At 74.5% G+C, this 12,811-nt stretch carries 12 protein-coding genes; 8 read left to right on the top strand and 4 right to left on the bottom strand.

Going from position 1 to position 12,811, the window contains the following annotated elements; genetic code table 11:
- Positions 1 to 11 precede the first annotated feature (11 nt).
- The 4 genes from V2S66_RS18340 to ligD all read right to left on the bottom strand — a co-directional run bounded on the left by V2S66_RS18340 (position 12) and on the right by ligD (position 4,684).
- Positions 12 to 956: a cation diffusion facilitator family transporter gene (locus V2S66_RS18340; RefSeq protein WP_330796750.1), complete on the bottom strand. Its 945-nt coding sequence runs from the start codon at positions 954 to 956 to the stop codon at positions 12 to 14.
- Between the two features lie 263 nt (positions 957 to 1,219).
- Positions 1,220 to 1,786, bottom strand: a complete 567-nt coding sequence (locus V2S66_RS18335; protein ID WP_330796748.1) for a type 1 glutamine amidotransferase domain-containing protein — start codon at positions 1,784 to 1,786, stop codon at positions 1,220 to 1,222.
- 84 nt (positions 1,787 to 1,870) lie between these two features.
- Entirely contained in the window at positions 1,871 to 3,625 is a 1,755-nt protein-coding gene (locus V2S66_RS18330) for a SpoIIE family protein phosphatase (RefSeq protein ID WP_330796746.1), read from the bottom strand.
- Positions 3,626 to 3,769: 144 nt separating this feature from the next.
- Positions 3,770 to 4,684 (bottom strand): non-homologous end-joining DNA ligase, encoded by a 915-nt coding sequence (ligD, locus tag V2S66_RS18325; RefSeq protein ID WP_330796744.1) that lies wholly within the window; start codon positions 4,682 to 4,684, stop codon positions 3,770 to 3,772.
- Positions 4,685 to 4,997: 313 nt separating this feature from the next.
- Here ligD and V2S66_RS18320 point away from each other — a divergent pair, with 313 nt between their 5' ends.
- From V2S66_RS18320 to V2S66_RS34540, 8 genes are all read left to right on the top strand, one after another.
- Positions 4,998 to 6,089, top strand: coding sequence for an NADH-quinone oxidoreductase subunit B family protein (locus V2S66_RS18320; protein WP_330796742.1), 1,092 nt, complete (start codon positions 4,998 to 5,000; stop codon positions 6,087 to 6,089).
- 95 nt (positions 6,090 to 6,184) lie between these two features.
- On the top strand, positions 6,185 to 7,966 hold the full coding sequence (locus V2S66_RS18315) for a nickel-dependent hydrogenase large subunit (protein WP_330796740.1): 1,782 nt from the start codon (positions 6,185 to 6,187) through the stop codon (positions 7,964 to 7,966).
- Positions 7,963 to 8,526, top strand: a complete 564-nt coding sequence (locus V2S66_RS18310) for a hypothetical protein (protein ID WP_330796738.1) — start codon at positions 7,963 to 7,965, stop codon at positions 8,524 to 8,526. Before V2S66_RS18315 ends, V2S66_RS18310 begins: the two co-directional genes overlap by 4 nt.
- Positions 8,523 to 9,179: a DUF5947 family protein gene (locus V2S66_RS18305; protein WP_330796737.1), complete on the top strand. Its 657-nt coding sequence runs from the start codon at positions 8,523 to 8,525 to the stop codon at positions 9,177 to 9,179. The genes V2S66_RS18310 and V2S66_RS18305 overlap by 4 nt, the downstream gene beginning before the upstream one ends.
- On the top strand, positions 9,176 to 9,874 hold the full coding sequence (locus V2S66_RS18300) for a DUF6084 family protein (protein ID WP_330796736.1): 699 nt from the start codon (positions 9,176 to 9,178) through the stop codon (positions 9,872 to 9,874). The genes V2S66_RS18305 and V2S66_RS18300 overlap by 4 nt, the downstream gene beginning before the upstream one ends.
- Positions 9,871 to 11,424 carry a hypothetical protein gene (locus V2S66_RS18295; protein WP_413966422.1) on the top strand — a complete coding sequence of 518 codons (1,554 nt, stop codon included), beginning with the start codon at positions 9,871 to 9,873 and terminating at the stop codon, positions 11,422 to 11,424. The genes V2S66_RS18300 and V2S66_RS18295 overlap by 4 nt, the downstream gene beginning before the upstream one ends.
- Positions 11,421 to 12,008, top strand: coding sequence for a hydrogenase maturation protease (locus tag V2S66_RS18290; protein WP_330796735.1), 588 nt, complete (start codon positions 11,421 to 11,423; stop codon positions 12,006 to 12,008). The genes V2S66_RS18295 and V2S66_RS18290 overlap by 4 nt, the downstream gene beginning before the upstream one ends.
- Positions 12,005 to 12,106, top strand: a complete 102-nt coding sequence (locus V2S66_RS34540) for a DUF6893 family small protein (protein ID WP_413966421.1) — start codon at positions 12,005 to 12,007, stop codon at positions 12,104 to 12,106. The genes V2S66_RS18290 and V2S66_RS34540 overlap by 4 nt, the downstream gene beginning before the upstream one ends.
- Positions 12,107 to 12,811 lie beyond the last annotated feature (705 nt).

Below are 12,811 nucleotides of genomic sequence, written 5' to 3'. Positions count from 1 at the left end.
ACGGGCACGGGTCACCGGGCGGCGCCGTGCCGCCCGGCCTCGCGGGCCCGCTGCTCGGTGGGGGCGTCGGTGATGTCGAGGAACACCCGGTCGGCGCTCGGCCAGCGGTCGTGGATCTCGCCGCGGATCCTGAGGCTGACCTCCTCGACGCGCTCGCTGTCCAGCCCGCCGACCAGGTCGATACGGGCGGCGATGAGCAGGGAGTCCATGCCGAGCCGCATCGTCAGCAGCTCCTCGACCACGTCGATCTCGGGCTGCTCGGCCAGCAGCGCCTCGATCTCCGCACGCTGCCCGGGTTCCACGGAGGCGCCGATGAGACTGCGGTGCGCGGTGCGGCCGAGACCGAAGGCGACGACCATCAGCAGCACCCCGATGGCCATCGAGGCGGCGGCCTCGCCCGCCGGGTTCCCCGTCACCATGTGGGCGACCATGCCGCCCGCGGCGAGGATCACGCCGATCACCGCGCTGCCGTCCTCCGCGAGCACGGTGCGCAGCGCCGGGTCCTCCGTGCCCTTGCCCGACGTACGGGCCTGGTGGACCGCCTTGAGCAGCGACGCGCCCTCGCAGAGCAGGGCCACGAAGAGCACCCCGAGGCCCGCCAGGTAGCCGGTGGTGGTCTCGTCGTGGTCGCTGTGCAGCGCCTGCACGCCCTGGTAGAAGGAGAAGCAGCCGCCGAGGACGAAGATGCCGACCGCGGCCAGCAGGGACCAGAAGTACCGCTCCTTGCCGTACCCGAACGGGTGCTCCGCGTCGGGTTCCCGGTGGCTGCGGCGCAGCGAGGTGAGCAGGAAGATCTCGTTGAGGCTGTCGGCGACGGAGTGCGCCGCCTCGGAGAGCAGTGCGGGGGAGTGGACGAGCAGTCCCGCGACCGTCTTCGCCGCGGCGATCACCAGGTTCGCGGCGAGTGCGATCAGCACGGCGCCCCTCGTGCCCTTGTCGCGCTGCTGACCCGACATCTTCTGGTTCCTCCGCTTCGCCGCCCGCCGTTCCCACCCGGTCTGCCACCTGGCAGCGGGAGGGATCGTGCCCTCTGCGGTGCGCGTTCCCCCGACGACGCCGGGTATCCGCCCTCGCGTCAGGTCAGCGCCGACCGCCCGGGACACGCGCACGGCCATGACCCGCATCGCGGTGGCGACGCGCTGCGGCGCGCGATGACCCGGCAGGCGCCCGCGGGCCGCTCGACCGCTCGGCCCGCGCCGAACTCGACGAGGCCGGCGGGTCAGGGGGCGGTGGTGAGCGCCGCCTCGGTCTCGCGCAGGAAGGCGTCGAGGTCGTCGGGGGTGCGCGAGGTGATGAGCGTCCAGCCGCCGCTGTCGTCCCGTACGGCCGGCTGGTCCACCCAGGTGCCGCCGGCGTTGCGGATGTCGGTGCGCAGCGCGGGGTAGGACGTCAGGGTCTTGCCGCGGACGGCGTCCGCCTCGACCAGCGCCCAGGGCCCGTGGCAGATCGCCGCGACCGGGCGGCCCGCGGAGACGAAGTCCTCCACCGCGGTGACCGCGTCCCGGTTCATCCGCAGGTGGTCCGCGTTGAGCGTGCCGCCGGGGACGATCAGCAGGTCGTAGGAGAGCGGGTCGGCGTCGGCCAGCGTGTGCGTCGGTTGCATGGTCTTGCCGGGGTCCTTGTCGCCGACCAGGGTGTGCACCGGTTCGGCCTTTTCCGCCGCCACGTCGACGGTGGCGCCGTTGTCCCGCAGATGCTTCACCGGGACGAGGAGTTCGTCCTGCTCCACGCCGTGATTGGTGACGATCACCAGGACGCTGCGTCCCTGCAGGTCGTTCACTGCCATGAGAATGCCGCCTTTCGAGAAGACCACGAGATGCGGCTACCCAGCACGGGCACTCCATGCGTATCGCCGGCTCGCCGCCCCCGCTCACCCTCCGGCGGCGGACCGCTCCGGCTCGGCGTCCGTGTCCCCGTGCGGCGGCACGCGCAGGGCGAGCATCGCCACGTCGTCGTCGTTCGACGGCGGCCGGACGCGGTGGAGCAGCTCGTCGCAGAAGGACTCCAGGGGGCGGTGCACGAGCGCGGCGGCGTGGCGCCGCAGCTGTTCGAGGCCCTCGTCGAGGGGGTGGCCGCGGGACTCGATCAGCCCGTCGGTGTAGAGCACCAGCGTGCTCCTGGGCGGCAGCGCGACGGTGGCGTCGGCGCGGGCGGGGGCGGTGCCCGTGCCCAGCAGCAGGCCGCGCGACTCCAGCAGGAAACGGGCCCGGCCGTCGTACTCGACCAGCAGCGGCGGCGGGTGTCCCGCGTTGGCCCAGCGCAGCAGCCAGCCCGCCGCGGCGGTGTCACGTTCCAGCCGGCCGAAGACGGTGGTGGCCATCGAGACGTCGGTGACGTGCATGACCGTGTCGTCCAGGCGGCGGACGACCGCGCCCGGCCCCTCGTCGTGCGACCAGGCGTGGGCCCGCAGGATGTTGCGGACCTGGGCCATGCCGGCCGCCGCGTCCAGGTCGTGGCCGACGACGTCGCCGATGGCCACCGCGACCGATCCGTCGCTGAGCGGGAACATGTCGTACCAGTCGCCCCCCACCTGCGAGGCGTCGGGCGCCGACAGGTAGCGGACGGTCGCCTCCAGGTCGGGCAGCACGGGCAGCTTGGGCAGCAGGTGCCGCTGGAAGGTCTCGGCCACCCGGCGCTGCCGCTCGTACAGGCGGGCGTTCTCCAGGGCGATCCCGGCCCGGCGGGTGATCTCCTCCAGCAGCGGGAGGTCGTCGGTGGTGAAGGGGCCGCCACGACCGGTCCGGCCGAGGGTGAGCGCGCCCAGGACCTCCCGGGGCCCGCGGATCGGCGCGATGATCGCGGAGTGCAGCGCGGCGGCCTTGAACAGCCGACGCTGCTCGACGGCGAGGCCGGAATCCAGCCGCCCCTCGTAGGTGGCCGGGGTCGCCAGCGTGGACGCGGCGCCGCGCAGCGCCCGCGACAGCGGCAGCGGGGAGTCGAGCGAGACCGGCGGCAGCGGGCCGCAGAGGTCGTCGCGCTCGACCAGGGCGCCGCCGGTGTGGTGCACCACCGAGGTCCGCCACACCTCGTCGTTCTCACCGATCAGGTCCACGACGACCCATTCCGCGAGCCTGGGCGCCACGATGTGCGCGAGCCGTTGCAGCGCCTCGCCGGTGTCGAGCGTGGAGGTGAGGCGCGTGGTGGTCTCCGCCAGCAGCGCCAGGCGCTCCAGTTCGGTCAGCGCGGCGGGCGGGGCGGCGGCCTGCTCCGAGGGCTCCGCGACCGCCCGCAGGTGGAACAGCAGCAGCGCGCCGGTGGTCTCCTCGTCCATCCGGAACGGCGCGACCAGGGACAGCACCGGCAGCAGCGTCCCGTCGCCGCGCTCCAGCCAGCCGGGTGTCTCGGGCGCCACCCGGCCGCCGAGCATGGCGTGGTGCATCGGGCAGACGGCCCGCGGCAGCGGTCTGCCGTCGCCGCCGCGGTGGAGCACGTCGTGGGCGTCCCGCCCGAGCAGGTCCGCGGCGGAGCGCGCCAGCAGGTGCTCGGCCCGCGGGTTCGCCGCGACGATCGTCCCGCGGTCGTCCTCCAGGTAGACGCCGAGGTCGACGACGTCGAGGACCCCGCCGGCCAGCGCCGTGGAGCAGTCGGCCGGTGCCGGGCGGCCGGCGGCCTGCGGATCGTCCATGCACGGCACCTTCCCTCCGTACGCGCGGGTAGGGTCGATGTTCGCATGCGGCATCCGTGCCGGACCACCGCGCCGATGCCCCGGTCCGCGGCACCCGGCGAGGGCGGGGGCACCGGTGCCCCGGGGTGCGCGGGCCGGGCGGGGTCAGGCCCGGCGCAGCGCGTCGAGGCGCCGCCGCGCCGGGGCCAGCGACCGGCCCCTGAGGGCTTCACGCCACGGGTTGTCCTTGACGAGCGCGCCGGCGTCGCGCACCGTCCAGCGCCGCGCGGTCAGCCCCGGGGTGTCGACGTCGTCCCAGGACAGCGGGGCGGCGACCGGGGCGCCCGGCAGCGGGCGGACCGCGTAGGGCGCGACGGCGGTCTGCCCGTAGGCGTTGCGCTGGACGTCCAGGTACAGCCGGTCGCCGCGGGCCGCCTTGCGTGCCTCCGTGGTGAGCGTGTCGGGGCTGCGCCCGGCGAGGACCTCGGCGACGGCGCGGGCGAAGGCGCGGGACTCCTCGAAGCCGGCCCGGCCGTCGAGCGGCACGATGACGTGCAGGCCCCGCGAGCCCGTCGTCATGACCGTGGACGGCAGGGCGAGTTCGTCCAGCAGTTCACGGAGCAGCTGGGCGGCGCCGCGGACCTCGGCGAAGTCGTCGCCCGCCGGGTCCAGGTCGAAGACCATCCGGTCCGGGTGCTCGGGGTCGTCCGCCTTGGACAGGAGCCGGTGCAGGGTCACGGTGGCCTGGTCGGCGAGGTAGACGAGGGTCGCGGTGTCGGAGCACAGCGGATAGCCGACTGTGCCGCCCTGCTGCTTGGGCAGCCGGGCGCGGGCGATCCACGCGGGGAAGTAGTCGGGCGTGTCCTTCTGCATGAACCCGGGTTCCTCCGTCCCGTCGGGGAACCGCTGCAGCGTCAGGGGGCGCCCGCGCAGGTGCGGCAGCATCCTGCGGGCCACCGTGCGGTAGTAGCCGGCCAGATCGGCCTTGGTGAGGCCGTCGGCCGGGAACAGCACCTTGTCGGGCCGGTTGATCCGCACCGCGTGGCCGCCCGCCCGGATGGCCGTGCCGTCCGTGGTCATCGCATCCGCCCTTCCTTCCGTACGCGCGTCGGCCGCCTCCTGAGGCGCCGGGCCGCCTGCTCGGGCGCGGGGCCGCCTGCTCGGGCGCGGGGCCGCATCCGCACCCTCCGGGGCGCACCCACCGGGGCGGCTCCTCACGCTCGGGCTCCGCCCACGGACCTCGCCTACCCGCTCCCGGCCGGCCCACCGGATGGCCCCGCCGCACGTCACCCGGGTGGGTCTGCTCGCCGGGCGGCCGCGGCGCGGCGTGCGGTAATCACGAAGAGGACCCCTTTCCCTGGCGTCAGTCGCCGCCCACCCCCAGGAGGCATCCATGCCGGATGCGAGCACCGCCGCAAGCGAGGATGCCCCGCCCCTGCCGGACGCGACCCCGGACGACGACCCGCCGATCCACATCCTCTGGATCAACGCCGGACTCAGCTGCGACGGCGACTCGGTCTCGCTGACCGCCGCCACCCAGCCGAGCATCGAGGAGATCGTGCTGCGCGGCCTGCCGGGCCTGCCGAAGATCGCCGTGCACTGGCCGCTGATCGACTTCGAGTGCGGCCCGGTGCAGGGCGCGGACGCTTTCATCGAGTGGTTCTTCAAGGCCGAGCGCGGCGAGATCGAACCGTTCGTGCTGGTCGTCGAGGGGTCGATCCCCAACGAGTCGATCAAGCCCGAGGGCTACTGGTGCGGATTCGGCGACGACCCGCTGACCGGGCAGCCGATCACCACCAGCGAGTGGATCGACCGGCTGGCGCCCAAGGCCCTGGCGGTGGTCGCCATCGGCACCTGCGCCACCTACGGCGGCATCCACGCCATGGAGGGCAACCCCACCGGGGCGATGGGCGTGCCCGACTACCTGGGCTGGGACTGGAAGTCCCAGGCCGGCATCCCGATCGTGTGCGTGCCGGGCTGCCCGATCCAGCCGGACAACTTCGCCGAGACGCTGACGTACCTGCTCTACCAGGCGGCCGGCTCGGCGCCGATGATCCCGCTGGACGACAAGCTCCGCCCCACCTGGCTCTTCGGCGCCACCGTCCACGAGGGCTGCGACCGCGCCGGGTACTACGAGCAGGGCCAGTTCGCCACCACCTACGACTCGCCCAAGTGCCTGGTGAAGCTGGGCTGCTGGGGACCGGTGGTGAAGTGCAACGTGCCCAAGCGCGGCTGGATGGACGGCATCGGCGGCTGCCCCAACGTCGGCGGCATCTGCATCGCCTGCACCATGCCCGGCTTCCCGGACAAGTTCATGCCGTTCATGGACGAGCCGCCCGGCGGCAAGGTCTCCAGCACCGCCAGCGGCATCTACGGCGCGGCGATCCGCCGGCTGCGCGGCATCACCATGAAGACCCTCGACCAGGAGCCCCAGTGGCGCCACCGCGGCAGCCATCTGACCACCGGCTACCGCCGCCCCTGGTGACCTCCGCGGTCGCCCGGCTCCCCGCCAGGTCCCCGTAATCCAGCACCCCCCCGCACCCCCCGCACCGAGCGACGACGAAGGGCCCGGAACAGACGATGGCAACGTCCACGACCGCAGGAGACCCCAGCGGTCTGACCGAGATGTCCTGGGATCCGATCACCCGGATCGTCGGCAGCCTCGGCATCCACACCAAGATCGACTTCAAGCAGAAGCGCGTGGCCGAGTGCTACAGCACCTCGTCGGTCTTCCGTGGCTACAGCGTCTTCATGCGCGGCAAGGACCCGCGCGACGCCCACTTCATCACCAGCCGGATCTGCGGCATCTGCGGCGACAACCACGCCACCTGCTCGGTGTACGCGCAGAACATGGCGTACGGCGTGAAGCCGCCGCACCTCGGCGAGTGGCTGATCAACCTCGGCGAGGCCGCGGAGTACATGTTCGACCACAACATCTTCCAGGAGAACCTGGTCGGGGTCGACTACTGCGAGAAGATGGTCCGGGAGACCAACCCCGGCGTGCTGGAGCTGGCCGAGCGCACCGAGGCGCCGCACGCGGGCGACCACGGCTTCCGCACCATCGCCGACATCATGCGCTCGCTCAACCCGCTGGAAGGCGAGTTCTACCGCGAGGCGCTGCAGGTCAGCCGCTACACGCGGGAGATGTTCTGCCTGATGGAGGGGCGCCATGTGCACCCCTCCACGCTCTACCCCGGCGGCACCGGCACCATCGCCTCGGTGCAGCTGCTCACCGACTACCTGAGCCGGCTGATGCGCTACGTGGAGTTCATGAAGCGCGTGGTGCCGCTGCACGACGACCTCTTCGACTTCTTCTACGAGGCGCTGCCCGGCTACGAGGAGGTCGGCAGGCGCCGCGTCCTGCTCGGCTGCTGGGGCGCGCTGAACGACCCCGCGCACTGCGACTTCACCTACGCGAACATGTCCGACTGGGGCCGGAAGATGTTCGTCACCCCCGGCGTCATCGTCGACGGCAAGCTGGTCACCAACGACCTGACCGAGATCAACCTCGGCATCCGCATCCTGCTGGGCAGCTCCTACTACCAGGACTGGCAGGGGCAGGAGCAGTTCGTCACGCACGACCCGCTCGGCAACCCGGTCGATCCGCGGCACCCGTGGAACCAGCACACCATCCCGGCGCCGCAGAAGCGGGACTTCGACGACAAGTACAGCTGGGTGATGTCGCCGCGCTGGTTCGACGGGAAGGACCACCTCGCGCTCGACACCGGCGGCGGCCCGATCGCCCGGCTGTGGTCGACCGCGCTGTCCGGGCTGGTCGACATCGGCTACATCAAGTCCACCGGGCACAGCGTGGTGATCAACCTGCCGCGGTCGCTGACCAAGCCCGAGACCACCTTCGAGTGGAAGATCCCCCGGTGGAGCAACGCCCTGGAGCGCAACCGGGCGCGCACCTACTTCCAGGCGTACGCCGCCGCCGCGGCCCTGCACTTCGCCGAGCAGGCGCTCGCCGAGGTCCGCGCCGGCCGCACCCAGACCTGGGAGAAGTTCGAGGTCCCCGACGAGAGCATCGGCTGCGGCTTCACCGAGGCCGTCCGCGGGGTGCTCTCGCACCACATGGTCATCCGCGACGGCAAGATCGCCAACTACCACCCGTACCCGCCCACTCCGTGGAACGCCAGCGTGCGCGACACCTACGGAACCCCGGGACCGTACGAGGACGCGGTGCAGAACACCCCGATCTTCGAGGAGAACCCGCCGGAGGACTTCAAGGGCATCGACATCATGCGGGCCGTCCGCAGCTTCGACCCGTGCCTGCCCTGCGGCGTGCACATGTACGTCGGCGGCGGCAGGACCGTCGAGAAGATGCACGTGCCGACCGGCCTCAGCGGGCTCGCCGGATGACCGCCCGCCAGGCGGAACGGGCGACGACACCGGAGGCCGCGGCCCAGCGGGTCGAGGCACTCCTCGACGCGCTGGCCGGCGCCGGCGGCCCCGCCGTCGCCGAGACCGGCGAGGAACTCGTCCGCGCCCTCATGGACTTCTACGGCGCGGGCCTGGCCCGCGTCGTGGCCCTGCTCTCCGGCCGCAGCGGCAACCCGCTCGGCGCCCTGCTGGACGACGAGACGGCCGCGGGACTGCTCGTCCTGCACGGCCTGCACCCCGACGACCTCCAGGTCCGGGTCGAGCGCGCGCTGCGCGCCGCCGACGCCGGCACGCTCGACGACGCCGGATTCGACCCCGCCACCGGGACGCTGCGGGTGCGCCGGCAGGCCGAGGGCGGAGGCTGCGGGTGCGGCGGCTCCAGCGGAGCGGTACGCGAGCGGGTCGAGGCCGCGCTGGCCTGCTTCGCCCCCGAGGTCACCGCGCTGGAGCTGGAGGAACAGCCGGCCGTCGCGGAACCGGTGCTGCTGCAGATCGGCGTCCGGCCGCCCGACGCCGCGCCGCGGGCGGGAGCCCGGTGACCGCCGCGGCATCGCCCGCGGTCGGGCGCGCCGGGCTGCGGCGCTTCCTCGACGACCGGCCGCCCGCCGTGGAGCGCTGCGAGCTGTGCTCGGTGCCGCTGGGCGGCGGCCACCGGCACCTGGTCGACATCGACCAGCGGGTGCTGGCCTGCGCCTGCATGGCCTGCGCGATGCTCTTCGACCGTGAGGGCACCGCGCGCGGCCGCTTCCGCACCATCCCCGACCGCTACCTGTCCGACCCGCGGTGGCAGGGCTCCGAGGTCGGCTGGCAGGCCCTCGGCGTGCCGGTCGGGGTCGCGTTCTTCTTCCGCAACTCCGCCCTGGACCGCGTCGTCGCCTTCTACCCGAGCCCGGCCGGAGCCACCGAGAGCGAGGTCGAACCGCAGGCGTGGGACGCCGCCTTCGGCGACTGCGCGCTGGCCGACGCCCTCGCCCCCGACGTCGAGGCCCTCCTGGTGCGCAGGACCGACCAGGCGTCCTCCTGCCACCTGATCCCGGTGGACGCCGCGTACGAACTCGTCGGCCGGCTGCGGCTGCACTGGCAGGGGTTCGACGGCGGCGACCGGGCGCGAGCCGAACTCGACGCCTTCTTCGACGAGTTGGAGCGCAAGGCCCGGCCTGTGCCGGACGGCGCGGACGGAGGCCGCCGGTGAGCGGCCTCGGCTTCAGCTGCCTCGGGGTGCGCGCGGACCCGTACGCGGCAGGGCCCACCCTGGTCTTCCGGCTCGGCGTCACCGCCGGCGAGGGCGAGCGGGTGCACGCGCTCGCACTGCGCTGCCAGATCCGTATCGAACCCGCCCGGCGCGGCTACGGCGACGCCGAGGCGGAGCGGCTCGACGGCCTGTTCGGGGAGCGCTCGCGCTGGAGCAGGAGCATGCAGCCGCTGCAGTTCGCGCACGCCTCCGTGGTCGTCCCCGGCTTCACCGGCGCCACCGAGGTCGACCTTCCGGTGCCGTGCACCTACGACATGGACATCGCCGCGAGCCGGTACTTCAGCGCGCTGGAGGACGGCGACGCGCCGCTGACCCTGCTGTTCTCCGGCACCGCCTTCCGCGGCCCGCGCGGATTCCAGGTCGAGCCCGTCCCCTGGGACCGCGAGGCGCCCTGCCGGCTGCCCGCCCGCGTCTGGCGGGAGATGCTCGACCAGCACTTCCCCGGCTGCGGATGGCTCAGGCTGCCGCGCACCACCATGGACGCGCTGCTCGCGTATCGCGCCCGGCGGGCGCTGCCGTCCTGGCAGGAGACCGTCGAGGCGCTGCTGAGCGCCGCCGACGCCCGCGCCGCCGACGGGGAGGCGCTGCCGGTCGCGGCGGGCGTCCCGGGGCCGGGGCCGGAGGTGACACCGTGACCGCCGCGCAGAGCACGGCGGGGCGCGGCGCCGTGTCCGGTGAGACGACCGGTGGCGCGCCTGACACCGCGGACCGGCTCTTCTGCACCGCCCGCGCGGTGGCCGACGCGATGCTCTTCGAGGGCTACGTGCTCTACCCCTACCGGGCGTCCGCCGCCAAGAACCGGATGCGCTGGCAGTTCGGCGTCCTCGTGCCGCCGTCCTGGGACGGCCACCGCGGCGAGCACAGCGCGCAGCGCACCGAGTGCCTGATGGAGCCCAGGTCCGGCGCGGCACTGCACGCCCGGCTGCGCTTCCTGCGCGCCCAGCGCCGCACCGTGCAGCGGCTGCGCGAGGACGGCGGCCACGAGGACGCCGAGGCGCTGGAGCTGCCCGACCGCGTGCTGGTGCCCTGGGACGAGGGCGTGGAGGAGCAGGCCGACCTCACCGCCACCATCGGGGACCTGACCCGCGAGGGCGGTGTGACGCTGCCGCTCCGGCTGGACGCCGGCGAGGACGTCGAGGACGTGCGGGACGCCTCCGGCGCCGTGGTCGGGCGGCTGGTGCGCCGCAGGGCGCGGGTCGAGGCGCGGATGCGGCTGACCGCCACCGAACTCCCCGGTCCCTTCCGGGTGCTGCGGCTGACGGCGGTCGTGGAGAACACCGGGCCGTGGACCGCGGCCGACGCGCCGGGCACCACCCGCGACGACGTCCTGCCGCACGCCCTGGTCTCCGCGCACCTGATGCTGGGGCTGACCGCGGGCTCCTTCGTGTCGATGACCGACCCGCCGCAGTGGGCGGCCGAGGCGGTGGCGCGGTGCCGCAACGACCACACCTGGCCCGTGCTGGCCGGCGCCGACGGCCGCTCCGACGCCGTGCTCTCCTCGCCGATCATCCTGGAGGACCACCCGCAGATCGCGCCGGAGAGCCCGGGAGCGCTCTACGACGCCACCGAGATCGACGAGATCCTCGCGCTGCGCACAGCCGCCCTCACCGACCAGGAGAAACGCGAGGCGCGCGGCACCGACGAGCGCGCCGGAGCGGTGATCGACCTGGCCGACTCCATGCCGCCCGAGGTGCTGGAGCGCCTGCACGGCGCGGTGCGCTCGCTGCGGGCGCTCACCGGGCACCGCCCCGGCGAGGGGCCGCCGACCTTCACCACGCCCGGACCCGCCACGCCGGTGTCCGTCGCGCCGGACGGGCCGGGGGCCGGCGAGGCCCCCGCGTGGCAGGACCCGGCGGACGCCCTGATGCGGCCGGACGCTCCCTGGTGGGACCCCGCCGCCGACCGCAGCGTCGACCCCGGGCGCGACCGGGTACCGGTCGGCGGCCGTACGGTGGGTGCGGGCGACCGTGTGACGCTGCGTCCGGGGCTGCGCAGGACCGACGCCCAGGACATGTTCCTGGACGGGCGCGCCGCGCTGGTCGAGGCGGTGCTGCACGACGTCGACGGCAGCGTCCACCTGGCGGTGACCGTCGAGGGCGACCCGGGCGCCGAACTCCAGCGCGCCCAGGGCCGGTTCCGCTACTTCCAGCCCGACGAGGTGGCGCTGCCCGAGGACGAGGCGTGAGCGCCGCGCCGGGCCGCACGCCGGGCGGCCGGGTCCTCGTCGCGGGCCTGGGCAACATCTTCCTCGGCGACGACGGCTTCGGCGTCGAGGCGGTCGCCCGGCTCGCTCGGCGCGACCTGCCCCCCGGCGTGGAGACCGCCGACATCGGCGTGCGCGGAGTGCACCTCGCCTACCAACTGCTCGACGGCTACGACACGGTGGTCCTGCTGGACGCCACCGCCCGTGGCGGCGCGCCCGGCACGGTCTACCTCATCGACGAGGCGGCCGCCGTGCCCGGTGACGGCGCGCAGGCCCTCATCGACGGCCACCGGATGACCCCGGACGCGGTGCTCGCGCTCCTCGACACCCTCAGCGCCGGGACCGGCGGCGAACGCCCCCGCCGGATCGCGGTCGTGGGCTGCGAGCCCGCCTGCCTCGACGAGGGCATCGGGCTCAGCGACCCCGTCGCCGCCTCCGTCGACGAGGCGGTGGACGCCGTGCTGCGGCTGCTGTCCGGCGGCGCCGACCACCGCCAGGACCCGGCGCCCGTACGGGTGCCGGCACCGGAAGGACAGCAGTACCGAGACAAGGAGACACGGCCATGACCAAGATCCTGCTGGGTGCGGCGGCGGGCTGCGTGGCGGCCGTCGTCGCCGTCAACCTGCCGGACATCAGGCGCTACTTGAAGATCCGCGCGATGTGAGCGAACGCGTGGCGCCGCGGTGGCGCCACGCGACCACCGCTGCTCCGGCCCGGCGCCGGGACCCTGACCCGCGCGCGGTCGGCCGGGACGCCCCCGCCTGCCGGCGACCTGCCGCCGCACGGGAGCCCAGGGGCGCCGCCCGGCTGCGCGTCCGCCGTCGGGCCGGCTGCCGACCGGGGGCGGGACCGCCGGCGTTCCACCGTGGAGTCGAGGGCGTCGGCCCGCCCAACCGGCCCGGCACGCAGAGAACTTGTCGCTCCGCGACCCGTCGCCCTGGGTCGCTTCGGACCGCTGACGGTCCGCCGTCGGGTCGAGGGCCGCGGGCCGCCCCGCCTGCCGGCGGCCTGCCGTCGCGCCGGCGCCGCCTGGTCGCGCCCGCCCGGCGTCGCGCCGGGCTGGCCTGCCCGCCCCGCTGGCGGCATCCGGTCTGATGTCGCCGACCGGGGGCGGGCCCGCCGGAGGTCCGCTGCCGGGTCGAGGGCGTCAGGCGGTCGAGGGCGTCGGGCGCGCCCAACTGGCCCCGCGTGGATGGACGGGTCGCTCGGCGGCCCATCGCGTTCCGCCGTCGGCACGAGGGCGTCGGGCTGCCCGCCCACGTCGGGGCCGACGGCGTGGTCAGGCCGTCGCGCCGGAACCGCCTGGTCGCGCCCGCCCGGCGTCGCGCCCGCCGTCGGACCGTGTCGCCCGGCGCGGGGGCGCGGCCGG

It is taken from the genome of Actinacidiphila polyblastidii (genome assembly GCF_036353415.1).
GTDB classification, from domain to species: Bacteria; Actinomycetota; Actinomycetes; order Streptomycetales; family Streptomycetaceae; genus Actinacidiphila; species Actinacidiphila polyblastidii.
This window is presented reverse-complemented; position numbering and strand designations above follow the sequence as displayed.